27 protein-coding genes are annotated in these 25,512 nt (G+C 72.3%); 5 read left to right on the top strand and 22 right to left on the bottom strand.

The window, feature by feature from the left end; all coding sequences use genetic code 11:
- From AC162C_RS04830 to AC162C_RS04885, 12 genes are all read right to left on the bottom strand, one after another.
- On the bottom strand, nt 1-512 hold a 512-nt coding region (locus AC162C_RS04830; protein ID WP_484096564.1), incomplete at its 3' end, for a polyprenyl synthetase family protein.
- Nucleotides 509-1,168, bottom strand: a complete 660-nt coding sequence (locus tag AC162C_RS04835) for a class I SAM-dependent methyltransferase (RefSeq protein WP_484096565.1) — start codon at nt 1,166-1,168, stop codon at nt 509-511. The genes AC162C_RS04830 and AC162C_RS04835, both read right to left, overlap by 4 nt.
- A 34-nt stretch (nt 1,169-1,202) precedes the next feature.
- Nucleotides 1,203-1,796, bottom strand: coding sequence for a UbiX family flavin prenyltransferase (locus AC162C_RS04840; protein ID WP_462972699.1), 594 nt, complete (start codon nt 1,794-1,796; stop codon nt 1,203-1,205).
- Between the two features lie 105 nt (nt 1,797-1,901).
- Nucleotides 1,902-2,759, bottom strand: a complete 858-nt coding sequence (locus AC162C_RS04845; protein WP_462972700.1) for a cytochrome c family protein — start codon at nt 2,757-2,759, stop codon at nt 1,902-1,904.
- Nucleotides 2,760-3,569, bottom strand: coding sequence for a cytochrome b (locus AC162C_RS04850; protein ID WP_484096566.1), 810 nt, complete (start codon nt 3,567-3,569; stop codon nt 2,760-2,762).
- Nucleotides 3,569-4,507, bottom strand: coding sequence for a QcrA and Rieske domain-containing protein (locus AC162C_RS04855; RefSeq protein ID WP_484096567.1), 939 nt, complete (start codon nt 4,505-4,507; stop codon nt 3,569-3,571). Before AC162C_RS04855 ends, AC162C_RS04850 begins: the two co-directional genes overlap by 1 nt.
- A gap of 186 nt (nt 4,508-4,693) precedes the next feature.
- Nucleotides 4,694-6,136, bottom strand: a complete 1,443-nt coding sequence (locus tag AC162C_RS04860) for a menaquinone biosynthesis decarboxylase (RefSeq protein WP_484096568.1) — start codon at nt 6,134-6,136, stop codon at nt 4,694-4,696.
- Between the two features lie 29 nt (nt 6,137-6,165).
- Nucleotides 6,166-6,336, bottom strand: a complete 171-nt coding sequence (locus tag AC162C_RS04865) for a hypothetical protein (RefSeq protein ID WP_462972704.1) — start codon at nt 6,334-6,336, stop codon at nt 6,166-6,168.
- 49 nt (nt 6,337-6,385) lie between these two features.
- The gene (locus tag AC162C_RS04870; RefSeq protein ID WP_484096569.1) at nt 6,386-6,928 is read right to left on the bottom strand and encodes a hypothetical protein; all 543 of its coding nucleotides are present in this window, start codon (nt 6,926-6,928) and stop codon (nt 6,386-6,388) included.
- On the bottom strand, nt 6,925-8,223 hold the full coding sequence (gene hemL, locus AC162C_RS04875) for a glutamate-1-semialdehyde 2,1-aminomutase (protein WP_484096619.1): 1,299 nt from the start codon (nt 8,221-8,223) through the stop codon (nt 6,925-6,927). The genes AC162C_RS04870 and hemL overlap by 4 nt, the downstream gene beginning before the upstream one ends.
- A complete protein-coding gene (gene hemB / locus AC162C_RS04880) occupies nt 8,220-9,173 on the bottom strand; it encodes a porphobilinogen synthase (RefSeq protein WP_484096570.1) in 954 nt (317 codons plus the stop codon). Before hemB ends, hemL begins: the two co-directional genes overlap by 4 nt.
- Nucleotides 9,174-9,232: 59 nt before the next feature.
- Nucleotides 9,233-10,453, bottom strand: coding sequence for an AI-2E family transporter (locus AC162C_RS04885; RefSeq protein WP_484096571.1), 1,221 nt, complete (start codon nt 10,451-10,453; stop codon nt 9,233-9,235).
- Nucleotides 10,454-10,537: 84 nt separating this feature from the next.
- Between AC162C_RS04885 and AC162C_RS04890 the strand changes: the two genes are divergently transcribed.
- Together AC162C_RS04890 and AC162C_RS04895 are read left to right on the top strand one after the other, a co-directional pair.
- On the top strand, nt 10,538-11,311 hold the full coding sequence (locus AC162C_RS04890; protein ID WP_484096572.1) for a hypothetical protein: 774 nt from the start codon (nt 10,538-10,540) through the stop codon (nt 11,309-11,311).
- Between the two features lie 10 nt (nt 11,312-11,321).
- Entirely contained in the window at nt 11,322-12,104 is a 783-nt protein-coding gene (locus AC162C_RS04895; protein ID WP_484096573.1) for a TIGR00282 family metallophosphoesterase, read from the top strand.
- Between the two features lie 12 nt (nt 12,105-12,116).
- Here AC162C_RS04895 and AC162C_RS04900 read toward each other — a convergent pair whose 3' ends face one another.
- The 6 genes from AC162C_RS04900 to AC162C_RS04925 form a co-directional block, all read right to left on the bottom strand.
- Nucleotides 12,117-13,796, bottom strand: coding sequence for a hypothetical protein (locus AC162C_RS04900; protein ID WP_484096574.1), 1,680 nt, complete (start codon nt 13,794-13,796; stop codon nt 12,117-12,119).
- A gap of 95 nt (nt 13,797-13,891) precedes the next feature.
- A complete protein-coding gene (locus AC162C_RS04905) occupies nt 13,892-14,332 on the bottom strand; it encodes a GtrA family protein (RefSeq protein ID WP_484096575.1) in 441 nt (146 codons plus the stop codon).
- A 27-nt stretch (nt 14,333-14,359) separates the two neighbouring features.
- A complete protein-coding gene (locus AC162C_RS04910; RefSeq protein ID WP_462972712.1) occupies nt 14,360-15,025 on the bottom strand; it encodes a protein-L-isoaspartate(D-aspartate) O-methyltransferase in 666 nt (221 codons plus the stop codon).
- On the bottom strand, nt 15,015-16,361 hold the full coding sequence (locus tag AC162C_RS04915; RefSeq protein ID WP_462972713.1) for an alkaline phosphatase family protein: 1,347 nt from the start codon (nt 16,359-16,361) through the stop codon (nt 15,015-15,017). Before AC162C_RS04915 ends, AC162C_RS04910 begins: the two co-directional genes overlap by 11 nt.
- Nucleotides 16,358-16,774 carry a hypothetical protein gene (locus tag AC162C_RS04920; protein ID WP_462972714.1) on the bottom strand — a complete coding sequence of 139 codons (417 nt, stop codon included), beginning with the start codon at nt 16,772-16,774 and terminating at the stop codon, nt 16,358-16,360. Before AC162C_RS04920 ends, AC162C_RS04915 begins: the two co-directional genes overlap by 4 nt.
- A gap of 74 nt (nt 16,775-16,848) precedes the next feature.
- Complete coding sequence (locus tag AC162C_RS04925; RefSeq protein ID WP_484096576.1) at nt 16,849-17,940, bottom strand: dihydrolipoamide acetyltransferase family protein; 1,092 nt, start codon at nt 17,938-17,940, stop codon at nt 16,849-16,851.
- Between the two features lie 80 nt (nt 17,941-18,020).
- Between AC162C_RS04925 and AC162C_RS04930 the strand changes: the two genes are divergently transcribed.
- Nucleotides 18,021-18,287: a hypothetical protein gene (locus AC162C_RS04930; RefSeq protein ID WP_462972716.1), complete on the top strand. Its 267-nt coding sequence runs from the start codon at nt 18,021-18,023 to the stop codon at nt 18,285-18,287.
- Between the two features lie 14 nt (nt 18,288-18,301).
- Here the strand turns inward: AC162C_RS04930 and AC162C_RS04935 are convergent, their stop codons facing one another.
- Complete coding sequence (locus tag AC162C_RS04935; protein ID WP_484096577.1) at nt 18,302-19,618, bottom strand: NAD(P)/FAD-dependent oxidoreductase; 1,317 nt, start codon at nt 19,616-19,618, stop codon at nt 18,302-18,304.
- Between the two features lie 41 nt (nt 19,619-19,659).
- On the opposite strand from AC162C_RS04935, the gene AC162C_RS04940 reads away from it, so the two are divergent.
- Entirely contained in the window at nt 19,660-20,436 is a 777-nt protein-coding gene (locus AC162C_RS04940) for an IclR family transcriptional regulator (protein ID WP_484096578.1), read from the top strand.
- Here the strand turns inward: AC162C_RS04940 and AC162C_RS04945 are convergent.
- Nucleotides 20,423-20,545, bottom strand: coding sequence for a hypothetical protein (locus AC162C_RS04945; RefSeq protein ID WP_484096579.1), 123 nt, complete (start codon nt 20,543-20,545; stop codon nt 20,423-20,425). The genes AC162C_RS04940 and AC162C_RS04945 overlap by 14 nt on opposite strands.
- Nucleotides 20,546-20,661: 116 nt before the next feature.
- Here AC162C_RS04945 and AC162C_RS04950 point away from each other — a divergent pair, with 116 nt between their 5' ends.
- Entirely contained in the window at nt 20,662-21,627 is a 966-nt protein-coding gene (locus tag AC162C_RS04950) for a flavin reductase (protein WP_484096580.1), read from the top strand.
- 15 nt (nt 21,628-21,642) lie between these two features.
- Here the strand turns inward: AC162C_RS04950 and AC162C_RS04955 are convergent, their stop codons facing one another.
- Nucleotides 21,643-23,988: a trimethylamine N-oxide demethylase gene (locus AC162C_RS04955; RefSeq protein WP_484096581.1), complete on the bottom strand. Its 2,346-nt coding sequence runs from the start codon at nt 23,986-23,988 to the stop codon at nt 21,643-21,645.
- Between the two features lies 1 nt (nt 23,989).
- Nucleotides 23,990-25,393, bottom strand: coding sequence for an acyl-CoA dehydrogenase family protein (locus AC162C_RS04960; protein ID WP_484096582.1), 1,404 nt, complete (start codon nt 25,391-25,393; stop codon nt 23,990-23,992).
- Between the last annotated feature and the right edge of the window lie 119 nt (nt 25,394-25,512).

Raw genomic sequence — 25,512 nt, forward strand, 5'->3', positions numbered from 1 at the left:
GTCTTCAGGGAGCAGCGCTCGAGGTACGCGTCGATCGTCGTCTCGGGGTCGTGCCGCTGTCGCCGCTGCAGCGCCTCGCCCCGGGCCAGGCAGAGCGACGCGTCCGCGAGCACGCGGACGGCATCGACGTCGCCGGTCTCGGCGAGCCCGGCGAACGCCCGCGCGAACAGGTAGTCGCCGCCGGCGCGCGCGGCGTCCTCGCCGTGCTCGGTCCACGCGGAGGCGCGGCCGCGCCGCACCCGGGCGCCGTCGACGAGATCGTCGTGCACGAGCGACGCCATGTGGACGAGCTCCACCGCCACGCCCTCGACGACCGGGGCGGCCGCGCCCGGCGGCGCGGAGAGGAAGGTGAGCACGGGTCGGAGGCGCTTCCCCCCGGCGGCGAGCGCGTGTGCGCCGACCGCCGCGACGCGGCCGGGGTGGCTGGCGACCTCGGCGTGGAGCCGGCTCTCGACCTCTGCGAGGTAGTCGTCGAGGCCGGGCGTCGCGCGGATGGCGTCGAGCGGTGTCACGCGTCGGCGCTCCGGACCGCGGTCGCGGTTGCCGTGTGCAGGGCGACGATCGTCCCACCGTACAGGCGGACGTCGACGTCGGAGAAGCCCGCCTGCTCGAGCAGGTGCGCGAGCGCCGGAGCGTCCGGGAAGCGACGAACGCTCGCCGGCAGGTACGTGTACGCGTCGCCGCCGGGGAGCAGCCGCCCGAGGAGCGGCACGACGCGGTCGAACCAGAGCGAGAAGAACGGCCGCAGCGCGCCGGTCGGCCGGGTGATCTCGAGGATCCCGAGGCGGCCGCCCGGTCGCAGGACTCGTCGGAGCTCGGCCAGCGCGGCGGGGAGCTCGGGGACGTTCCGGACGCCGAAGCCGACGGTGGCGGCGTCGAACCGCCCGTCGGGGAACGGGAGCGCGAGCAGGTCGCCCTCGACCCACTCGACGGTGCTCGACTTCCGGCGCGCGCGCTCGAGCATGCGCGGCGAGAAGTCGAGCCCGACGACGTCGCCGCCCTCGCGCTCGGCGGCGAGCGCCAGGTCACCGGTGCCGCAGCACGCGTCGAGGACCCGGTCGCCCGGCACGACGACGGCGGCGACGGTGTCGCGCCGCCACCGCTGGTCGAGCCCCGCGGTCATCAGGCGGTTCATCGCGTCGTAGACGGGCGCGATGCGGTCGAACATCCGCCTGACGCCGTCGGGCGTCAGCAGGCCCGTCTCAACGCTCAGCGCCCCACCTCTCCACGAGGCTGTTGTCGATCCCGAGCTGGTCGAGGCAGCGCGCGACGACGAAGTCCACGAGGTCGTCGATCGTCTTCGGGGCGTGGTAGAAGCCGGGCGCCCCGAAGAGGATCACGGCCCCCGCCTCGTGGAGCGTCGCCAGCCCGCGCAGGTGGATCGACGAGAGCGGCGTCTCGCGCGGGACGAGGACGAGCTTGCGGCGCTCCTTGAGGGCGACCGAGGCGGCGCGATGGATGAGGTTCGCCATCGCGCCGGCCGCGAGCGTCCCCACCGTCGACATCGAGCACGGGCAGATCACGTATGCGTCGACCTTCGCCGAGCCGCTGGCGTAAGGGCTCGACCACTCGCTCGTCCCGTACACCTGCACGCCGTCGCCGGCGCCTGCGACGAAGCGACCGAGCACCTCGTCCCGCGGCAGCGTCGCATCGCCGTAGAGCTCCGTCGCGAGCACCTCGACGCCCGCGGCCGATGCGCACAGCCCGACCTCGGCGCCGGCGTCGACGAGGGCCCGCAGGATGCCCTGCGCGTAGGGTGCGCCGGAGGCGCCGGTGACTCCGAGGAAGACACGCATCGTGGGCAGAGGGTACCCGGGGAGGGACGCGGGGACGAGGACGAGGCGGCCCGCCACCGCGTGGACACTGCGCGGCGAGCCGTCCGCCGCCGCGCCCGATCGCCGCTACCCGCCGTCCTCGGACTGCTGCCCGCCGCGGGAGGCGTCGAGGAAGGTGGCGAGCCTGGTGAGGTTCTCGTCGCCCAGGTAGGAGTACGAGATCATCACGTTGTTGCCGAACTGCGCGGGGTTCGACACGTAGTCCTTGAAGTAGTCGACGCCGCGGCCGGTCGCACCCACCTCGGACAGGTCGGGCGCGCCGAGGTTGGCGTTGCCGACGCCGAGGTAGACGTGACAGTTGAGGCAGCCGGACTCGGCGAAGAGCTCCGCGCCCTCGACGGCGACCGGGTTGTCGGCGAACCCCTGCTCCTCTGCCCACGCGTCGACCTCCCCCGAGGCGATGATCTCGGTGCCGAGGGCCTCCTGCGCGGTCGCGCCCTTCCACGTGAGCACCGCCATCGAGATGATCGTCAACACGGCGGCGACCATCGCGACGGGGCGCCGGAGGGGGCGGCGCTCCGGGCTGCGGTCGTAGAACGGGAGCGCGATCAGCAGGATCAGGCAGATCGTGGGGATGCCGACGGTCCCGAGCACGACCGTCTCCGGCCACTTGAAGATCCGCAGCAGGTAGAAGAGGAAGTAGAAGAACCAGTCGGGGCGCGGGACGAACGAGATCGTGCCGGGGTCGGCCTTCTCCGCGTACCAGGGCCCGAGGACGCCGGCTTCGAGGCCCTCGCCCTCGGGCGTGTCGTCGGCGGTGAAGTACCACACGAAGGAGAGGCCGATGATCACGGCGACCGTGACGAGCGACATCACGGTGTCGTGGTAGATGGCGTACGGGAAGAAGCTCTTCCCCTCCCGCTTGACGTCGTCCTTGTAGCGCTGGTGCTCCTCGCGCCTGCGCGTCTGCAGCTTGGAGGCCATCTACGACGCCTCCTCCGGGCCGGTCTCCGTGCCGGCGGCCTCGATCTCGGCCGGGTCGCGGATCAGGCCCGGGCGACCCCGGCCGTCCTCGTCGGGGCGCGGGCGGCCGGCGGCGATGCTCGACCACGGGGGCGACGTGACACCGATGCGCGTGACGAGGTAGATGTGCAGGCCGATCAGGCCCATGATCGCCCCCGGCAGGACGAGCATGTGCAGCGAGTAGAACTTCGAGAGGGTGTCCGGGCCGATCGCGAGCCCACCCTGGAGGAACTGCGCGAGGAACGGCCCGACGAACGGGCCCGTGGCGTTGATGTTGATGCCGACGACGGTCGCCCAGTACGCCGTCTGGTCCCACGGCAGCAGGTAGCCGGTGAAGCCTTCGGCCATCCCGGTGACGAGCAGGAGCACGCCGAGGATCCAGTTCAGCTCGCGCGGGTACTTGTAGGCGCCGAAGAGGAAGACGCGCCCCATGTGCAGGAACATGAGGATGATGAAGACGCTCGCGCCCCACTTGTGCATGCCGCGCACGAGCCAGCCGAGCGTGATCTCCTCGGTGATGTGCCGCACCGACTCGTACGCGTGGTCGGGATCCGGCTTGTAGTACATCGCCAGGATCACGCCCGTCACCGCCTGCACGATGAAGGCCGTCATCGTCGCCGACCCGAGCGTCTGCATCCAGTTGATGTCGCGCGGGACCTTCCGGAACAGGAACCACTTCGTGTAGCCGACGAGCCCCGAGCGCTCCTCGATCCAGTCGAGCGGGTAGAGGGCGACCGCCTCGACCTGCTTCCTGCGCGCGGACTTCGGCATCAGCTCTTCGACCCCGGCGTCGGAATCGGGTAGAGGAACCGCTCGATGCCGTCGACGTGGACGCCCGGGTACGCGCGGTAGTACTTCGAGATCACGGCGTTGGCGCCGTTGCCCTGCACCTCGCCGACGCTGAAGAGCCGGCCGAGGACGAGGTTGCCGTCGACGATCGAGAACTCGTACCGGTCGAGCGCGCGCACGGGCGGCCCGGCGGTGCGGTTGCCCTCACCGTCGTAGAGGCCGCCGTGGCACGGGCAGCCGAAGCTCGCGGCGAGCACCGGTTGGAGCGTCACCGGCGGCTTCCCGTCGGCGACGTACTCGATCGGATCGCCGTCGAGCGGCCCGTTGGGCTGCACCGGGCACCCGAGGTGCACGCAGCGGCTGAAGACGATCGAGAAGCTCGGCACGCCGTCCGCCGTGAGGCCGTTGTTGCGGACGAAGGCGGTGCGGCGCGACACCTCTCCGATGTCGGCGCTCTCGGTGTAGGTGGCGACGACGTACTCGCCCTCGGGGAAGTTCGAGATCGGCCCGAGGTCGACGTCGTACGTCTCCACGCCCTCGCCGACGAAGGAGGGGAGCACCATGAAGCCGAGCGACGGGATCGTCACGGCGGCACCGATCAGCCCTCCGACCCCGATCGTGGAGGCGGTGAGGAAGGTCGAGCGATCGAAGGTGTCGTGGGCGGCCTCGGCGACGGCTCCGTAGCGCTCCTCCTCGATGGGCGCCTCGGCGCCGACCGTCGCCTCGCTCGGCGGCCCGTGCCGGTGCGTGAGCTCGCGCACCCAGAGCCATCCGAAGACGACGGTGATGACCGCCCCGACGATCAGCGCCGGGACGCTGATCACGAGTCCGACGAGGAGGCAGGCCACGCCGACGGCGAACCCGATCGGCCAGAGGCTCGGGCCGGGGGTGTGTGGCTTGTCGTCGTGGCTCTCGTTCACGTGCTCGGCTCCCGCGCGAGATTCAATCGGTCGCCCGTCCCCGGTGTCAACGGCGTAAGGGTTGCGGCTTGCGTCGCCTGGACGGTGATTCTGCACACCCGCATCGGATCGCGCACGAGGAACCGCCCGTCACCGCACGGCGCAGGCCGCCCCCGCGGCCTCGTGCACACCGGCCGGGGGACGCCTCTAGATGCCGTACTCGGCCCAGCGCCTGTCGACGAGCGCCTTCACCTCGGCGCTCATCTCGATCTCGTCCGGCCACGCGCGCGTTCCCTCGGCGGGGCCCTTCGCGGTCGCGTCGATCCCGACCTTGCCGCCGTACGAGGGGAGGAGGCTGGCGTGGTCGAGCTGGTCGATCGGCCCCTCGGCGAGCTCGAGGTCGCGCTTCGGGTCGACGTTCGCGCAGACGTGGAAGAAGACCTGCTCGTAGTCGTGGACGTCGACGTGCTCGTCGACGACGACGACCGCCTTCGACAGCGAGAGCAGCCCGAGCCCCCACACCGCGTGCATCACCTTCCGGGCGTGCCCCGGGAAGCGCTTGCGGATCGACACGATCACGCAGTTGTGGAAGGTCCCCGCGGTGGGCAGGTCGTAGTCGACGATCTCGGGGACGCTCATCCGGATCGCGGGCAGGAAGATCCGCTCCGTGGCCTTGGCGAGCCATTCGTCCTCGGCGGGGGGCTTGCCGACGACGATCGACGGGTAGATCGCATCCCGGCGCATGGTGATCGCGGTGAGGCGGAAGATCGGGAACTCCTCGGGCGGCGTGTAGAAGCCCGTGTGGTCGCCGAACGGCCCCTCGATGCCCTGGTCGGCGACGTCCACCCATCCCTCGAGGACGATCTCGGCGTTCGCCGGCACCTGGAGGTCGACCGTCCTGCACTGCACCAGCTGCACCGGTGACCCCTTGAGGAAGCCCGCGAGCATGAGCTCGCCGACGTGCTTCGGCAGCGGCGCGCTCGCCGAGTAGGCCGTCACCGGGTCGAGCCCGATCGCGACGGCGACGGGGATGCGGCCGTCCGGGGCGGCGAGCAGGTCGGCCCGTCCGTCCTTGTGAACCTGCCAGTGCATGAACGTCGAGCGCCGGTCGATCACCTGCATCCGGTACATGCCGACGTTCCGCACGCCGGTCTCCCGGTCCCGGGTGATCACCGCGGGCAGCGTGATGAACGGTGCGGGGTCGAGCGGCCAGCAGCGCTGCACGGGGAGCACCCCGAGGTCGACGTCGTCGCCGGTGAGGACGACCTCCTGGCAGGGCGCCTTCGACACGGTCTTCGGCATCGAGTCGGCGATCGACTTCAGCTGCCCGAGCTTGCGGACCTTGTCGACGAGCCCCTGCGGCGGCTGGAGCTCGAGCACGCTCTCGAGCTTCGACGCCACGTCGTCGAGCGTGTCGACACCGAAGGCGAGGCACATCCGGCGCTCCGTCCCGAACTGGTTGATGAGCAGCGGCAGACGCGACCCCTTCACGTTCTCGAACAGCAGCGCCGGGCCCTTCGCCTTCACGGTTCGATCGACGATCTCCGTGATCTCGAGGTCCGGGTCGACCTCGGCCGTGACGCGTCGAAGCTCGCCCTCCCGCTCGAGGAGCGCGATCCATGCGCGGAGGTCGGCCGCCGGCGACGCCATGCGCGCGTCAGTCTAGGCGCCGGGCGGCCCTAGAGCGGTCGCTTCGACCGTTGCGCCTTGCGCCGGGCGGCGCTCAGGTGCGCGAGATCGCCGATCGCGATCACGGCGAGGAAGATCAGGCCGACGACGAGCATCGAGAGGATGACGTTCCGCCCCTCCTCCGCGGCGTTCGCGAGCACCCAGCCGAGCGACCCGATCACGCACGCGACTCTAGCGCACCGTGCGGCGGCACGTCATCCCTGCGTGCCGTCAGCCCGTGAGCCGCGCGTGGAAGGCGAGGGCCCGTCCCACGGCGTCGGCCCCGCTCGTCGCCCGGGCGATCCCGAGCAAGGGCCCGGGATCGCGGTCGTCGCGGAGCGCGGCCCGTGCCTCGTCGAGCCCTCCCGCGCCGAGCCGTGCGGCCGTCGCCGCCCACGCGGCGCCGTCCCCGTCGACGCCCTCCGCCCGGCACTGGGCGCAGAGCGAGAGGAGCTCGGCGAGGTCGACGACGGCCTCGACGAGCCCGGTCGCGCCGACGTGCACGAGCCCGTGCGCGTAGAGGTAGTCCCCGAGCAGGAGCGACGTGTCCTGATCCGACAGGGAGAACAGCCTCGGTCGACCGTAGTGCACGAGGTAGCCCTCGTAGATCGTCTCCACGCCGAGCGCGAGCACGTGATCCGGGACGAGGGTCGAGAACACGGGCTCGACCGCGCGACGCTCGACGGGCAGCAGCGCGTCGCCCCACACCGGGCTCTCGGCCGTCGCCGCGCCGGCGATCGTGTCGAACAGGGAGTCGCGCGCGAGGCTCGTCATGCGGCCTCGAAGAAGTCGCGCACGGCGTCGACGGTCGCGTCGACCTCGTCGTCGCCGTGCGCGGTGGACACGAACAGGCACTCGAACTGCGAGGGCGCGACGTACACGCCGTTCGCGAGGAGATGCCGGAAGAGGGCTCCGTACAGCTCCGTGTCGGACGCCGCTGCGTCCTCGAAGCACGTGACCGCACCCTCGCGCGCGAAGAGGGTGGCCATCGCGCCGACGCGCTGGACACGTCCGAACTCCGCGAGACCGGCCTCGAGCCGCGCCCCGGAGCGCTCGAGGCGCTCGTACACCCGCGGGTCGCGGAGGCGCCGCAGCACGGAGAGCCCGGCGGCCGTCGCGAGGGGGTTCCCCGAGAGCGTGCCCGCCTGGTAGACGTCCCCGACGGGCGCGAGCCGCTCCATCAGCTCGGCGCTGCCGCCGAAGGCTGCGAGGGGGAGCCCGCCGCCCACGATCTTGCCCAGGATCGTCAGGTCGGGCAGCACGCCGTATCGACCCTGGGCACCGCCGCGACCGACGCGGAAGCCGGTGATCACCTCGTCGAACACGAGCAGCGCGCCGGTCGCATCGCACAGCTCGCGCAAGGCCTCGAGGAAGCCGGGAGCGGGAGGCACGACGCCCATGTTCCCGGCGACCGGCTCGACGACGATGGCGGCGAGGCTCTCGGCGTGGTCGGCGACCGCGAGGGCGGTGCCGTCGACGTCGTTGAACGCGCACACGACGGTGCCGGCCGCGACCGCGGTCGGCACGCCCGGGCTCGACGGGATCCCGAGCGTCGCCAGCCCGGAGCCCGCGCTCACGAGCATCGAGTCGACGTGCCCGTGGTAGCAGCCGGCGAACTTGATCACGCGGTCGCGACGCGTCGCCGCGCGCGCGAGCCGCAGCGCGCTCATCGCCGCCTCGGTGCCCGAGGAGACGAGACGCACCATCTCGACGGACGGGACGGCGTCGACGATCTCCGCCGCCAACTCGACCTCGGCCTCGGTCGGCGCACCGAACGTCGTCCCGTGTCGCAGCGCCCGCTCGATCGCGCCGAGCGTCTCGGCGTCCGCGTGCCCGAAGACGAGCGGCCCCCACGACTGCACCCAGTCGATGTAGCGGGTGCCGTCGACGTCCTCGACGAACGCCCCATCGCCGCGGCGGACGAAGAGCGGCTCGTCCAGCCCGACGGCGCGCATCGCCCGCACCGGCGAGTTGACGCCTCCCGGGACGAGCGAGGTCGCCCGACGCCACCGCTCGGACGGCGGCGTGCCCGAGGCGGTGGACGACCGTGCCGGTTCGCCCCGCTTCACAGCCACGCCGCGAGCTCCTTCGCCCAGTACGTGACGATCGTCCCGGCGCCCGCCCGCTTGACGGCGGTGAGCGCCTCGAGCGCGGCCCGACGCTCGTCGAGGTGGCCCGCCGCGGCCGCGGCCTTCACCATCGCGTACTCGCCCGACACGCTGTACGCCCACACCGGGCAGTCGAAGCGCTCGCGCACGGCCCGGAGGACGTCGAGGTACGGCAGCGCGGGCTTGACCATGAGCACGTCGGCGCCCTCCTCGAGATCGAGTGCGCACTCCCGCAGCGCCTCGCGGACGTTCGCGGGGTCCATCTGGTAGCCGCGTCGGTCGCCGAACGCCGGGGTCGACTCCGCCACCTCGCGGAAGGGCCCGTAGAACGCCGACGCGTACTTGGCCGCGTAGGAGACGATCGGGGTGTCGGGGAGGACCTCGCGGATCCCGCTCACACGCCCGTCCATCATGTCGCTCGGCGCGACGGCATCGGCGCCCGCGTCGACATGGGAGAGAGCGGTGCGGGCCAGCAGCTCGACCGTCTCGTCGTTCGCGACCTCGCCGTCCCGTAGCACGCCGCAGTGGCCGTGCGAGGTGTACTCGCACAGGCACACGTCGGTGAGGAGCGTCAGGCCGGGGGCCTCGGCGCGGAGCGCGCGCAGGGCGCGCTGCACGATCCCGTCGGCGTCCCACGCGCCCGATCCCTGCTCGTCCTTCTCCTCGGGGATCCCGAACAGCAGCACCGCCCGCACGCCGAGCCGCTGCAGCTCGGCCCCTTCGCGGGCGACCTCGTCGATCGACCGCTGCGCGATCCCCGGGAGCCCGGCGACCGGTCGCACGACCCCCTCGCCGGGGCAGGCGAACAGGGGCATCACGACGTCGTCGGGCGACAACGAGGTCTCGCGCACGAGCGCGCGCAGCGCATCGGTGCGCCGCAGCCGGCGCAGCCGCGTGGCCGGGAAGCTCATGCCGGAAGCATATGGGCGCCTCGCACCACGCGGCGGTCGACGGGCGGCGGCGGACGGACTCAGCCGGAGCCGCTGATCACGCGGGGAGGCTCCTGCTGCTCCTCCGGCCCTTCGGGAGGCGGCGTCTCGATGTCGACGCCGACCGGGATCGGGCCGCCGCCCTCGCCCCACGGCTCGAGCTCGACGCGCTCGGAGAAGAACTCCCAGATCGCCCGCAGCCCGGCCATCGTCGGCAGCGACACGAGCACCCCTGCGATCCCGTACAGCTGTCCTCCGGCGAGAAGGCCGAAGATGACGAGCAGCGGGTGCAGCCGCAGCGCGCTCGCCATCACGTTCGGGACGACGACGTGCCCCTCGACCTGGTAGATGAACAGGAACAGCAGGACGACCCAGATCACGCTGATCGGGTCGACGACGAGGGCGTACACCACGGGCGGCACGGCCGACAGCCACGGGCCGATGTAGGGGATCACCTCGATGAACGCCGTCCAGAGACCGAAGAGCAGCGCGTAGCGGTCGGCGCCGTCGACGAGGCCCGTCTTGCCGAGGATCCACATCCCGACGCCGGCACTCGTGCCGATCACCGTCGAGAGGATCGCCTGCCCCTTGACGTACCCCCACATCGCCCGCTCGATCCGCTGGGTCAGCGAGACACCGCCGTGGGGCGGGAAGCGGTGGTCGATCGTCCCCTCGAGCCGCCGCATGTCGAGCAGCATGTAGATCGAGATCACGACGATCAGGATCAGGGCGAAGAGGAACAGGATCACGGAGAGCGCGGCCGACTGGGCGAACGAGATCGCGTCCTGGACGTATCCGGAGATGTCGCCAGTGCCGAGCGAGGCGACCCACTCGTCGACCTGGTCCTGGATGCGGACGTCCTGCAGCCCGTGGTCGTCGAGCCAGCCCTGGAGCCGATCGACGTCCACCTCGAGGCCCGTCTTCCCGCCGACCGTCCCCTCCTCGGTCACGTACGCGTCGATCCGCTCCCCCGCCGTCCTCGCCTGATCGACCGCGACCGTGCCCAGCCCGACGAGCACCGCCGCGATCGCGATCACGAAGAGCGTGTAGACGATCCCGACCGCGAGGCCGCGCGGGATCCGCAGCCGGCTGACGTCCCTCACGAGCGGGTTCAGGGTGAAGGCGATCACCGCGGCCGTGAGGAAGAGGAAGATCACGTGCCCGAGAGGCCGCACGAGCATGAACACGACGACCGCGACCACCGGCAGGCCCACCAGCTGGATCCACCGCGGGATCTGGATCGTCGGGCCCGAGCTGCCCATGCGCCCGATGGTAGCTCCGGCGGTCGCCGTCTCCCGGTGCGTTCCCTGTTGAGGGAGGGTGGGCGCTCAGCTACCGTCCAGTCGATGCCGACGTCGCGCTCCCGGCAAGCGGCACGGTACCGTGCGCGACGACGGCGTGCCCAGCAGCGGGCGCGTGCCGTTGCGGTGCTCGCCGTCGTCGGCGTGCTCGCCGCCGTCGTGCTCGCCCTCACCGCGTTCGACTCGGGGTCGCCGTCGCGCTCCGCCGTCCCCGCGATCGCGCCGACGACCCCGATCGGGACCGAGCGCCCCACGCCGGAGGTGCTCGCGACGGTCGGCAACCTCCGGCTCCAGCTGCCGGTGGCCGAGAGCGCCGTGACGGCGATCGGGTACCACGGCGGCGGCGACGGCGCGCTCGAGCTCGATCCCGTCGGCCGTCAGGGGAACGAAGGGCTCCTCCTCCGCCTCTGGCACCTGATCGCCGGCGAGCCTGCCGCCGACCCCGTCTGGTACCAGCTGAGCGGCGCCACCGGCCCTGGGAACACGGTGCTCGACGTCGGCGCCGCGACCGGAACCGACGTCTTCGCCCCGGTCGACGGCACCGTCGTCGACGTCGCCGACGACGTGCTGAACGGCGCCGTCGTCGGCGCACGGATCGACATCCGCCCCACACAGGCCCCCGCCGTCGTCGTGTCGCTCAGGAACCTCCGTCCCGATCCGGCGCTGTCGGTCGGCTCCCCCGTCGTCGCAGCGCGCTCGAAGATCGGGTCCGTGGCCGACGTCGCAGCCGTCGAGCGCCAAGCACTCGCAGCGTACGCACGGGACGACGGCAACAACGTCTCCCTCTCCGTCTTCCCCGCAGCAGGGTCGCTCCCGTAGGCGTGAAGCGATGAAGATCCTCTTCGTCGGCGACATCGTCGGCCGGCCCGGGCGAGACGCGCTCGAAGGCCTGCTCCCCGGCCTCCGAGCCGAGCTCGGGATCGACGTCTGCATCGCCAACGGCGAGAACGTGGCCGACGGCATCGGCATCACCCCGCGACTCGCCGATCACCTCCTCCGGAGCGGCGTCGACGCGATCACGCTCGGCAACCACACGTGGCGTCGCGACGGGATCGCCGACTACCTGGCGTCGTCGACGCAGGTCGTGCGCCCCGCCAACCTCTCCGCCACCACCCCCGGCCGCGGCCTCGCGATCGTCGAGTCGGCCGACGGCACGCCCGTGGCGGTGGTCAACGTGCTCGGCTCGCTGTGGCTGGAGCCCGCGGGCAGCATGTGGGAAGTGATCGACGGCCTCGTCGAGGAGGCTCGCCGCTCGACCCCGGTGGTCGTCGTCGACGTCCATGCCGAGGCGACGAGCGAGAAGATCGCCCTCTCCACCTGGCTCGACGGTCGCGTCACCGCCGTCGTGGGCACGCACACCCACGTCCAGACCTCCGACGGGCGCGTGCTCGCCGGCGGGACGGCGGCGATCACGGACGTCGGGATGACCGGGCCGCACGACTCGGTGCTCGGGGTCGTGTCGGACCTCGCGATCCGCCGGATGCGAACCGGCATGCCGGTGCGATTCGAAACCGCGTCGGGTGGGGTGCGCCTCGAGGGCGCCGTGATCACCTGCGACCCGGAGACGGGTCGGGCGACGGCGATCGAGGCCGTTCGCCTTCCGTGGCCGTAGGGCGACGGACGGTCAGGCCCTGAGGCTCCGGTCCCGTCCGAGGAAGAGGGCGAGGAGGACGAACGGGAGCACCCACGGCAGGTAGAGATAGAACCAGTGGGTGAGCGCGAGCTGGAGCGCGACGAGCACGCCGGCGGTGAGGGCCGCGAGCTCGAGCGGGCCCTTGCGTCGCGGGACGAACGCGACGACCGCCGCGAGCGCGAGCACGAGGCCCTGCACGACGCGCTGCAGGATCCGCAGGTCCGGGATGCCGGCGGCGTGGTACTGGCCCCAGTCCCAGATCGAGAACGGCGAGTGCCGCCCGAGCTGGAAGCCGACCGTGCGGTCGACGAACGTGCGGACGGCCTCGACGAGCGACGGCTCGAGGAGGAGGACGGCGAGGCTCGCGAGGGCGGCGACGGCGAAGGCGACAGCGAAGCGCCAGACATCCCGAAGGCGCCGAGCGGGGTACGTCATCCACAGCGGCGCGACGAGGAGCGGTGCGAACTTCGCCGCTCCGGCGAGCGCGGCGAGCGTCCCCCGCCCCCACGGCGACGACGCTGCGGCGAACCCCCAGACGAGGAGCGCGGGGACGAGGGCGTCGTTCGCGGCGGAGAGCAGGACGTACGCGGTGAACGGGAACGCGATCCAGCCGAAGGCCAGGGTGACGGCGAGCCGGCGCCCACCGTGGAGGAGGCCGACGACGACGAGGCCGACGATCGTGAGCAGGTCGAGCGCGGCCGCCGTCCAGCGCGCCGCCGGGAGCCGGTCCCAGCGGCCCGACCAGCCGAACGCGGCGACCGCCGGGACGTACGCGAGGTACGTCGACGGGCCGTACGTGTCGCCGTGCTCGATCGCCGACTCGCACCGCCCGTTCGTCTGGATGCGCTCGCGGGCATCTGCCGGTGCGTCCTCGTCGCAGCGGGGCCTGCCGATGCGCACGGGCATGTTCCCGTACGGAGCCTCGCCGTGGAGGATGCGGTGGGCGCCCACGACACCGGCGTAGCCGACGTCGATCACCGGGGGCGGGTCGGCGAGATCGAGGCCGAGACGGAACCCGCACAGGAAGACGGCGGTCGCCGCGAGGAGCCACGAGGGGACGACCGGGCGCGCGGGCGCGAGAGCCCGGCCGCGGAGCCCGATCCAGAGCATGCGGGCGAGCAGGTAGGCGAGCGACGCCGTCGCCAGCGGGGCGCTGCGAAAGACCTCGCCGCGCTCGAAGAACCACCACGACCCGGTGAACGACACGAGCGCGAGCAGGTCGAGGTTCCGGAGCGAGAGCGGCCTCCGGAGGTCCGCGAGCCCGAGCAGGAAGACCGCACAGAGCGCAAGCCACACGGGCATCGACGTGAGCACCCGGCCGCCGAACGCGCCCTCGCCACCGCGGGCCATCTTCCAGGCGACCTGCGGTCCCGTCCACGCCTCGAGGACGTCGCCCGTCTCGTCCTCGACCACCCCCGTGGCGATCTCGCCTGCGCGTCCCGAGGTGACGTGGACGGTCCAGCGCTGCGTCGTGTCGTCGAGCTCCGCGCTCGTCGACGGGTCGGGCGGGTATCGCTCGAGCCAGTCACGGACACGGCCGTTCTCGAGGAGGGCCGAGACCGCCTCCTGCTCGGTCAGGCGCGCCGGTGCCGCGGCGTGCGCGGCGGGCAGCACGCCCGACAACGCGACCACGAGGGCGACGGCCGCGGCGAGGCGTGTGACGCTCAGCACCCTGGGCATCACGTCGGCGACCGGTCAGGGCCGTCGACGGCGGTGGATCGGCGCGCGACCGCCCATGCGTGCGCCCGACGCACCGTGCCGTGCCGCTAGCGGCGCCCGACGCGGAACGACCACAGCTTGTTGCCGATGAAGTTGACGGGGGTGACGAGGACGATCGCCGTCGCCTGGGCGAGGATCTCGTCGAGCCCGAGGGTGACGAGGATCGTCAGCACCAGGAGATTCGCGAGCAGGGCGAAGACGGAGACGACGAGGAACCGAAGGCCCTGGAACACGACGTGGCCGCGGGTCGCCCGGAACGTCCACAGCCTGTTCCATGCGTAGTTGTTCGTGACCGCGACGAGGAACGACCCGACGGCGGCAGGGGCGTAGTGGACGTCGAACCCGCGGAGCAGGAGCGTGTACACGGCGAGGTTGACGACGTAGCCGGATGCCCCGACGACGCAGAACTTCGCGAGCTGCTCCCAGTTCCCGCGTCTCCGCAGGGCACCGCTGACGCGCGTTCGTGCCACTTCGACCTGGGTGCTCATCGTCCGTTCATCGGCTGCCGGGCGAGGTTAGCTGAGCGGTTCGCCGTCGTCCTCGAACCCTCCTGCCCCGACCAGCGGCACGAACCGGCACGCGACGGTGCCCCGCTCCACGAGCCCGGTGCGCGACGCCGTGAGGAGGACGAGCTGCTGCGACCAGCGGGTGCCGCGCGGGACGACGATCCGCCCTCCAGGCCCGAGCTGCGCCGGGAGCGCGGGTGGCACGTCGGGCGCCGCGGCGGCGACGGCGATCGCGTCGAACGGCGCGCGATCGGCGACACCGAGCGACCCGTCCCCGACGCGGACGTCGACGCGGGCGTACCCCGCGGCGGCGAGTGTGGCCCGCGCGCGCTCGGCCAGCACGGGGATCCGCTCGATCGACACCACGTCCGCGGCGAGCTCCGCGAGCACCGCCGCCGCGTATCCGGAGCCGGTGCCGACGTCCAGCACCCGCTCGCCTCCCTGCAAGGCGAGGAGCTCGCACATCGCCGCGACCATGTACGGCTGCGAGATCGTCTGCCCGGCGCCGATCGGGAGCGCTCCGTCGTCGTACGCGTCGCGGGCGAGCACCGCCGGCACGAAGCGCTCGCGTGGCACCCGCTCCATCGCGGCGAGGACACGCTCGTCCCGGATGCCGCGACGGCGGAGCTGGCCCTCGACCATCGCGACGCGGGCCCGGGCGGCGTCACGCGACACGATCGAGTGCGAGCGCCGGAGAGGCGACGTGGAAGTGGCGCAGCACGGCGGGTGCGACGTCGACGATGCGTCGCGGCGGGTCGCCCGCGCCGACACTGATCACGGGCACCACCGAGTCCCCGGCGAGGAGCGACCCGTGCGAGCCGCCGCCTGCGTGGTGACCACCGCCGAGGTCGGCGAACTCCCATCCGGCACCGGCGGAGACGAGGACGTCACCCGCGTTCGGGTTGGCGAGCGCGCCCCAGGAGCGCGCGAGGGCGTCGGGGTGGTCGAGGAGGGTGAGGTCGCCGGAGGTCACGAAGCCGCCGTCGCTCCCGGGCGCGAACCGCGCCTCGGCGCCGTCCCTGCGGGCGATCGCCTCCACGCCCTCCCGGAAGAGGACGACGTCGACCGCGGGGTCCCCGTCGAGCCGGGCGGCGATCGCGCGGGCGTCGAGCCGGCACCCGTCGTGCCGGTAGAGCATCGCCGCGCGGTTCGAGGCGGTCACGAGCACGCCGTCGAGGGCCGCCAGCGAGCGCCGCAGGTCACGGACATGACGCACGGCCGTCTGTCCGTGGTCGGCGAGCACGAGGACCGCGTAGCGGTCGAGGAGCGCGTCGATGCCGCCGGCGGCGGCGGCCAGTCCCTCCACCGCGACGTCGCACCGGGCGAGCACGTCGTCCGCGCCGTCGGGCCCGCGGAGGTGGGAGGCGTAGTCGTAGTCGGACAGGTAGAAGACGAGGAAGTCGAAGGCGTCCCGGGTGACGAGCCAGCGCCCGACGGCGGCCGCGTACCCGTCGATCGTGCCGGCCGCGCGACTCCGCCACGAGAGCGGAGCGCCGGTCCGCTCGGACGCGAACAGGTTGTAGAAGAAGAAGCGCTCGGGCCCGAGCACGTCGCCGAGGAACGGGAGCGTCGACCGGTGCCGCGTGCGCCCCCGGTAGGCCGTGAAGTTGACGGCCGCCGTGACGAGGCCGGCGTCGGCGAGCGTCTCGAACACGGTCGATGACCGCGCGCCGAGGTGCCGGGCGTTCATCCCCACGAGCGTGTCGCGCAGGGATCGGGCGACACCCGCTCTGCGCACGGCCCCGAAGGACGACCCGTACTCGACGAGTCGGCGCTCGGCCCGATGCCACCAGACGAGATGGGGGATCTCGTGCGTGGCGGGGTAGGCGCCGGTCGCGATCGAGGAGAGGCAGACCGGTGTCAGCGAGGGGAACACGGTCACGGCGTGGTCGTAGCGGCCCACGTCGGCGAGCCTCGCGAGCATCGGCAGCCTGCCTCGGTCGATGCCCGCCTCGAGCACCGACGGCGAGAGCCCGTCGATGACGACGAGGATCAGTCCCTTGCGGCTCACTTGGCGAGGGTGCGCAGCCCTGCGTACCGCTCCGGCTCGCTCCGCGCCCGCCGCACGGCGAGGACGGGCAGGACGACGGCCAGCACGTAGCCGGCGGCCGGGATGAGCGCGATCAGGGCGACGGCGACCGCAGCGCCGATCAGGATCACGGCGGTGCCGCCGATCGTGGCGCCGCTGCGGAGCGCACCACGGACGACGACGGCCGTCGAGAACGTGCCGATCAGCGCACCCACGACACCGCCGCCCGCTCCGGTCCAGTCGTGGACGAGCAGGCCCGCGACGACGCCCACGGCGAGTGCGCCGAGCGTCGACGTGATCCAGCCAAAGCTGAGCCCGGCCAGGATCCCCGCGAAGAGCACGCCGGCTGCGATGCCGAGCCCGAGCGTGACCCCGATCAGGTACCAGTCGTCCACACCGGGAAGTGTAGAAGCGGACGCTCGACCCGTGTCAGGCGCCGTGCGCGGGGCGGCCCGGCGGGCGGCCGACGCTAGTCCTGCAGGCGGGCGATCACGTCGAGGCAGAACTGTGCCGCGCGAAGGCCGTCGACGACGCGGTGGTCGAAGGTCACCGAGACGTTGCCGATCTCACGGACGACGATCTCGCCGTCCCGGACGACGGGCCGCGGGGCCACCCGATGGACGCCGAGGATCGCGACCTCCGGGTAGTTGACGAGAGGCGTCACGACGAGCCCGCCGAAGCGCCCGGCGCTCGTCACGGTGAACGTGGAGCCACGCAGCTCCTCGGGCCCGAGGGTGCCGGCACGCGCCCCGTCGGCGAGCCGCTGCACCTCGGCGTGGAGCTCGTCGACCGTGCGTGCGTCGCAGCCTCGCACGACCGGCACGACGAGGCCCTCGTCCGTCTGCACGGCGATCCCGAGGTCGTATCGATCGAGCAGCACGATGTCGTCGCCGTCGATGCGCGCGTTGAGCTCGGGGAACTCCCGCAGCGAGTGCGCGCACGCGTGCAACGTGCGTGCGACGAGCGTGGCGAGGTCGACGCCCGTGAAGTCGCACTCCTCCACGAACGTCACCGCCGGAACCTCGCGTTGCGTGAGCGCGGTGTGCTCGGCGATCAGCCGTCGCACGCCGCGCAGCGGAACGCGCCGCCCCTCGGCCGGCGCCTGAGCACCTCGGACGTCGTCCTCGGTGATCCTCCCGCTCGGCCCGGATCCCGTCACGTGGAGGAGGTCGACGCCGAGCTCGGCCGCGAGCTTCCGCACCGCCGGGGTGGCGCGCACGGCGGCCGCGGGCTCGCTCGGGACGACGGTGACGACCGGCCGCTCCTCGGGCTCGACCGTTGCTCGGCCGGTGCTCGGCTCGACGGACCGGAGGAGCTGCTCCCCGACCTCTCCGATGACGACAAGCACCGTCCCGACGGGGACGACCGCGCCCTCGGGGACGAGCAGCTTGAGGACGGTGCCCGCGTACGGGGACGGGATCTCGACGGTCGTCTTGTCGGTCTGGATCTCGACGAGCGGCTGGTCCTCCTCGACCCGATCGCCCTCGGCGACGAGCCAGCGGGCGACTTCCCCCTCGGTGAGGCCCTCGCCCAGGTCGGGGAGCCGAAACTCGTGCGCCATCCCCGGTGTCATACACGATCGTCCGCGGCAGCCGCCGCCGCGCCTAGGCTCCGCGCAATGCCGACGGCGAAGGGGGACACGTGAGCGCGTTCATCATCACCCGCATCCAGACCGGGGATTACGAGCGGTGGCGTCCACTCTTCGACCAGGACGTCCCGCGGGCGCGAGAGCATGCGGTGAGCGTCCGCGTCCTCCGCGGCGTAGACGACCCGAACGAGGTGTTCATCCACCTCGAGTTCGCGACGATCGAGGACGCGGAGGAGTCACGTTCGCGCCTCGTGGCGTCCGGTGTGCTCGACCGCTTTCCCGACCGTCACGGCCCGAACGTGCTCGTCGACGCCAGCTGACCGACCAGAATCGCTCAGGACCAGGGATAGGGCGAACTCGAGACCGGGTGCAGGTCGCCGGTCGCGAAGCGCTCGAAACGGAACGGGCGGAGCAGGCTCGAGTGGTCGCCGAGGAGCACCCGGGCGACCTCCCGTCCGACGCCGATCATCTTGTAGCCGTGGTTCGAGTCGAGGACGCAGTAGACGTTCGGCCGCAGGTAGTCGAACACGGGGAAGTTGTCCGCCGTGAACGCGCCGACGCCGCCGGAGCGGGCGTCCTTGTACGCCACCCGGCATCCCTCGAACCGCGCCATCGCGTGGGAGAGCGCGGCACACCACATGTCCGGGAAGCCCGGGTCGACGTTCGTCGTCTGCGGGTACGGATCGAGCTCGACGTCGCCGTCGACCGTCAGCGGCGAGGCACCTCCCTGGACACCGTGGCGGTCGCGCTTGAAGTAGACCCCCCACAGCTCGTCGGTGACGAGCACGCCGTCGTCCGTGACGAGCGGCGCGTCGGAGTCGAGGTGGATCACCGGCGGCGCACCGCCGTCCGCCGTGGCGAACTCGAGCGGGTCGACGGTGATCTCCCCCTCCTGCAGGTTCCAGTACGTCCACATCGGCTGGTCGCGCGCGACGTCCCCCGACGGGAGGTGCACGTCGATCGTCGGCGGCAGGCCGAGCATCGCCCAGAAGCGCTTCGCCCAGGGCCCGGGGGCGATCACGAGCTGCTCCCCGACCGCGATCCTGCCCCTCGAGGTCTCGACCGCACGGGCGGCGTCGTCCGCCCCCAGCTCGATGTCGGTGACCTCGACGCCGGAGACGATCGTCACGCCCTCGCTCTCGCACTTCCCGACGAGGCCCATGACCGACGCCATGTTGAACGCGAACCCCCCCTGGTGCTCGTGGAGGCACGCCGTGACGCCCTGCGCCCGCCAGTCGGGGAACAGGCGCTTCATGTGGGCGTCGACGTCCGCTGCGCCGAGGATCAGCTCCGAGCGGTAGCCGATCCGCTCCTGCCGCTCGTACGTCGCGACGAGGTCGGCCTCCTGGACGGCCGCGCCGAGGGCGATGTAGCCGACGGCGTTGTAGTGGTACGCCTCGGGATCCGACTCCCAGACCTCGACGCAGGCCTGCATCAGCTCGCTCATCGCAGGCTGGAAGTAGTTGTTGCGCACCACGCCGCAGGCGATCCCGGACGCGCCGGAGCCCGGCGAGGACTTGTCGAGCACGAGCACGTCGGCGCCCGAGCCGATGCCGCGCGACCGGAGCTCGACGGCCAGGTGGTACGCGGTGGAGAGCCCGTGGATGCCGGCACCGACGACGACATAGGGGGACGAGGAAGGAATCGTCATGGTCATTGCCTCCTGGGCAACGGTGTGTCAAAATTGGTCGAATGGACGGTAGCACGGTCCTCCGCGGAAGGGAATCGGGGCGGCGGATCGCGGCGGTCGAGCGCGCGATCGCGGTCCTCGACGGGCTCTCCGCCGCGGGCACCGACCTCGGGACGAACGAGCTGGCCCGTCGCATCGGCGTCAACCCGAGCACGGCCTCCCGACTGCTCGCGACCCTCGCCGACGCCGACCTCGTGGAGCAGGACGCGGCCACCGGCCGCTACCGGCTCGGGGTCGGGCTCGTCCAGCTCGGCAACGCGGTCGTCGCCCGCCTCGACCTGCGTGACCTGGGACGGCCGCACCTCCAGGAGCTCGTGGCGGCGACGGGCGAGACCGCCACGCTCTCGCTCCCGGCCGGATCCGAGGCGGTGACGGTCGACTACGCGCAGAGCCCGGCGTCGGTGCAGAGCGTCGCCCGGCTGGGTCGCCCGAGCGTGGGCCACGCGACCGCGACGGGCAAGGTGATGCTCGCCTTCACGCGGGTCGAGCCGACTGCGGGCAGGCTCGCGCGCTACACGGCCCGGACGATCGTCGACCGAACGCGGCTGGCGGAGGAGCTCGACGCCGTCCGCCGCGACGGCTGGGCGTCGGCCGAGGGGGAGCGGGAGCCCGACCTGAACGCCGTTGCCGCCCCGGTGGCCGGTGCGCGCGACGAGCTCGCGGCGATCGTCGGCGTGCAGGGACCGGCGTCCCGCTTCACGGCCGAGCGCATGGCGGAGACGGCGCCCGTGCTGCTGCGCCACGCCCGCGCGCTCTCCACCGCGCTCAGTGGACGATGAGCACGTCGCGGTGCGCCTGCCGCTGAACGGACTCGCTCACGCTGTGTCCGGGCAGCCGCTCCAGCAGGCTCGGCTCGCGCGTGCCGACGAGGACGAGGAGAGGCCGCACGGGCGAGAGGAGACGCCGACGATGCCGGATCGGGCGACCGCCTAGGTTCGACCGGCCGGCACCGAGGCTCCGGGGTGCCGGCCCGCTCGTCTTCCCGCGGGCGTCAGAATGACGGCATGGCCGACGCGGAGGATCGGGTGGTGCTCGAGTTCGACCTCCCGATCACCGGTGCACCCGACGCCTTCGGGGAGTCGTTTGCCGCGGCCCCGGTCAGCGAGGGGCTGGAGCTCGGCGAGGGCCTCGAGGGCGACCCGGCGCTCGCGTTCCGGCGGACGCTCGGGATGTTCGCCACCGGCGTGACGATCATCACCACACGCTCCGCCGACGACCAGGCGCACGGCATGACCGCGAACGCGTTCATGTCCGTCTCGCTCGACCCGCCGCTCGTCCTGATCTCGATCGACCGCCGCGCGAAGATGCTGGCGCTCCTGCACGAGGGGTCGAGCTTCGGGGTCAACGTGCTCGAGGCGGGACAGGCCGGGCTCTCCGACCGCTTCGCCGGGCGGGCGGGGGACGACCTCCCCGAGCCGTCGTTCACGATCGTCCACGGCACACCGCTCGTGGACGGTGCGCTCGCCCACCTCGTCGCGCGCGTCGTCCGCTCGTACTGGGGCGGCGACCACTCCCTGTTCCTCGGCCGGGTGGAGTACGCGCACTACGGCGAGGGCACGCCGCTGCTCTTCCACGGCGGCCGCTACGAGCGCCTCGAGGCGAGCGCCGAGCTCTTCTCCTCGCTCCCCCCGGAGCTCCTCGAGCCGCTGCTCGCCAACGGCGTCGAGCGCACGTACGCGGCGGGCGAGACGCTGATGGAGCGAGGCACCTCGGACGACGAGCTCATGCTCGTCTCGTCGGGCGAGGTCCGCGTGGAGCGCCCCGGCCGCACCATCACGCTGGGGGCCGGAGCGATCGTCGGCGAGATCGAGGTGCTCGACCCCGGCCACGGCCGCACCGCGAGCGTGACGGCGGTCACCGACACGACCTGCATCGTGGTGTCGGGGCAGGCGCTCCGGTCCTCGCTCGGGAGGGATCCGCAGGCCGCCCTCGCGCTGCTTCGCATCCTCGCGGCGCGTCTCCGCCACTGAGGCCGACGGCGCGCCTCAGCTCCGCGGCCGGGTCTTGTCCGGGTCGTAGAAGGGGAAGCGGACGACGGTCGCGGGAATCCGCTTCTGGTGGCCGTCGAGCTTGCCGACCTCGACCTCGGTGCCGAGCTCCGCGTAGCGGACGTCCATCCGGCAGAGCGCGACGTTCGTGCGCAGCACCGGCGAGCGCACACCGCTCGTGATCACCCCGACCTGCGGGCGCCCGACGTGGACGCAGTCGCCGTGAGCCGCGGGCTCGTTCCCCTCGAGCTCGAGGCCGACGAGCACACGCTGCGGGTGCGCGCGGCGCTCGACCAGCGCCTCCTTGCCGACGAAGTCGTCCTCCTTGTCCGCGGTGACCGTGAAGCCGATGCCGGCCTCGAACGGGTCGACCTGGTCGTCGAACTCGTACCCCGCGAAGATCAGGCCCGCCTCGATGCGGAGCACGTCGAGGGCGTCGAGGCCGAGCGGGAGCAGCCCGTGGGGCTCGCCCGCCGCGACGATCGCGTCCCAGACGGCGGGCGCGTCCTGCGGGTGACAGAAGACCTCGTAGCCGAGCTCGCCCGAGTAGCCCGTGCGGGAGGCGACGATCGGGATCCCCTGCGGGCCGCCGATGCGCCCGATCGAGAACCGGAACCAGCGCAGCTCCGCGAACGGCGTCTGCGTCGGCGGCGCCCAGACGACCTGCGCGAGGATGTCCCGGCTCGCCGGCCCCTGCACGGAGACGTTGTGGAGGTCGTCGGTCGAGTCCTTGACCCAGACGCGCTCGAGGCCGAGCCGCTCCGCCTGCTCGCGCAGCCAGACGCCGTCGTGCTCGGCGCCCCCGACGAAGCGGAAGTTGTTCTGCGTGATGCGGAAGACGGTGCCGTCGTCCATCATCCCGCCCGTCTCGTTGCACATCGCCGTGTACACGACCTGACCGTCGGCGAGCCGGCGGATGTCGCGTGTCATCGTCGCCTGCACGAGCGCCTCCGCATCCGGCCCGAGCACCTCGAACTTCCTCAGCGGCGAGAGGTCCATGATCGCGGCATGCTCGCGGCACGCCCAGTACTCGGCGGTGGCGCCGTGGTTGTCGTACGCGGTCGGCAGCCAGTAGCCGTTGTACTCGGTGAAGCGGCTCGTGAGCGCGGAGGTGCGCTCGTGGAACCCGGTCTCCTTCGTCAGCTTCGGCTCCGCGTCGGGCGTCACACGATGGGCGATCGCCGCCGAGAACCGCTGCGTGGCCGGGTAGACGCGCACGTGCACCTCCGTCGGGTTCCAGGCGTTCGCGGGGTCGATGTCGTCCGGGCACGCGCTCGAGAGGCAGACGAGGTCGGTCATCGCCCGCAGCAGTACGTAGTCGCCCGGGCGCGACCACGGCTCGTCGACGACGTACAGGTTGTGGGCGTCGAACGCCGTGTTGAAGAAGAAGTTGATCGCGGGCCAGCCCCGCCGGGGCTGGATCGTGTACGGATCGAGCTCGACGTTGAAGTTGTCCGAGCAGTTGACGTGCCCGAAGTACCCCATGTCCTCGTAGTACTTCGAGGTGCAGGCGAGCCCGAAGGTGTCGTGCCGGCCGACGGTGTCGCGGACGACCTCCACGAGCGGCTCGAGGTCGGTGTCGTAGAACTTCGCGAAGAGGCCGGGCTGCGGCCAGGCGCTCCCCATCAGCGACCGGGTCGCGGTCGAGTCGAGCCCGCGCTCGACGCCGTCCTGGAGGCGGCCGGCGTTGAAGGCGAGGAAGTCGGTGCACTGGCGGCCCTGCACGTCGATGAGCTGGATGAACTCGCCCGCCTTGACCTCGTAGGCGAGCGCCGAGGCCCGGTCGACCTGGAAGTCGAGGCGGGGGTCGGCGAGCGGCTCCGGGAGCGACGGCTCGAGGTCGCGCCGTACGTCGGCGCGGCGGATCTCGAGCTGGAGGTCGGAGGCAGGGACGCCGCCCTCGAGCAGCGACGGCCCCTCCGGGGCGCCGACGACGACGATCGCCTCCCGCTCGGCGCGGAAGGTCTGCTCGGCGCCGGGCCGTGAGGTGGGGCCGAAGAGCCCGAGCGCGGTCGCCGCGGACGGGTCGTGGCCGCGACGGGCGAGGCCGGACACGATCTCCGCACCGCCCGCCGACGGTGCGTGCGCGAGTCGGCGCAGCACCGACGCCTCGACGAGGCCGCCCGCGGCGGCGCCGAGCGCCCGGTAGTCCTCGCCGCCGTCGGCCGTGACGACGGTCAGCTCGGCGGGCTGGCCGCCGTCGAGGTCACGGACCGTGAGCCGGTCGTCCGGCCGCAGCTCGACGGCCGTCGCAGCGCCCCGCCGCACGCGGTACGTCTCCCGCGTCGGATCGGCGGGGAGCAGCCCGGGGACGAGCAGCCTCGGTCGCTCCTGCGTCGCCACGCTACGCCTTCGCCGCGGGCTCCTTCGCCTCGTCCTCCGAGGCCTGGGCGAGCAGCTGCTCCGCGAGCTCGCGCTTGCCTGCAGCGTCGAGCTTCTTCACCTCGTTCTCGACGGCGCGCCGGTTGTACGACTGGTTCCAGTAGTCGAGCGCGTCGAAGCCGAGCAGGACGGCCTTGCCGACGAACTGGCGCAGCACCTCGTTCGTGGGGCCCATCACCCAGCCGGCCTTGGCGTCGCGGAGGTACCGCTCGAGCTCCATGTCGCGCTTGTAGCCGGAGCCGCCGCACGCATGGAGCATCTTGTCGACGACGCTCGCGACGTTCTGGGCGGCGACGAACTTGATCTGCCAGGCCCAGTGGAGGAAGTTGCCGCGGGCGAGCTCCCCCGGCGACAGCAGCTTCGTGTTGTCGTCCGTGGCGCCGTCGAAGGCCTGCGCCACCGAGAGGACGAACAGCCGCGACGCGTTCGTCTCCATCACCGCCTGGCCGACGTAGTCCTGGATCGTCGGGTAGTCGGCGACGCGCAGGCCGACGTCGACGTGGCGCTTGCGCGTCGTGTGCCGCTTCGCGATGTCGATCGCCCCGAGCGCGAGGCCGTTCCACACCGACGAGGAGCCGACGAGGAACCACGGGTCGACCGCCTCGTCGTTCGAGGTGGCGCCGTCGCCCTCGGGGCCGACGATCTGCGTGCCGGGGATCTCGACGTCCGTGAACGAGATCGCGCCCGACTGGTTGCCGCGCAGCCCGAGCGCGTCCCAGAGCGACGGCTGCGCCTCGCAGTGCTGGGCGTCGACGACGAACACGGAGAGGTCGTCGTAGCCGGAGAAGTCGGGGCTCGTCGTCTGCAGGACGTAGAAGTCGGCGAACCCGCCGGACGTCGTCCAGGACGCCTTCTTGTTGATCCTGTAGCCGCCGTTGACGCGCTCGGCCTTGGAGGAGATCGGGTACCAGAAGTGCGAGCCGGTCTCGGGGTCCGAGTAGCTGAGCGTGCCGATCTTGCCGCTGTTCAGCGGGCGGATGTACTTGTCGACGATCTCGGGCGTCGGTCGCAGCATCAGCGCCGCGACGGCCCCGATGTGCATCACGTAGCACATCGCCGTCGACGCGCACCCGTAGCGCGCGATCGTCTCGCAGGTCATCGCGAACGCGACGTGGTTCTCGCCCAGCCCGCCGTACTCCTCGGGCACGATCAGCCCGAGGAACCCGTGCTCGCCGAGCAGCTCGAGGTTGCGGCGCGGGAAGAGCAGCTCGTCGTCCGACCGCTTCGCGTTCGCGCGCAGCTCCCTCTCGCAGAGCTCGATCAGCGTCGCCCGGAGCTCCTGCTGCCGGTCGGTGAGCACCCAGTCGGGGTCCCAGTCGTAGCCGAGTCCCCAGAACGGCTCGCCTCCCCACATCTTCTCGGACATCGCTTCCTCCGTTGTTCGCAGCGTGTCCGGCAATCCTACGCCACTGAAGGCGTGGCCTCACCACCCCACGAGACGCCGAAGAGCCACGGCCGAGGCGGTTTCCCCGGCCGTGGCTCTTC

The organism is Gaiella sp. (assembly GCF_057140465.1).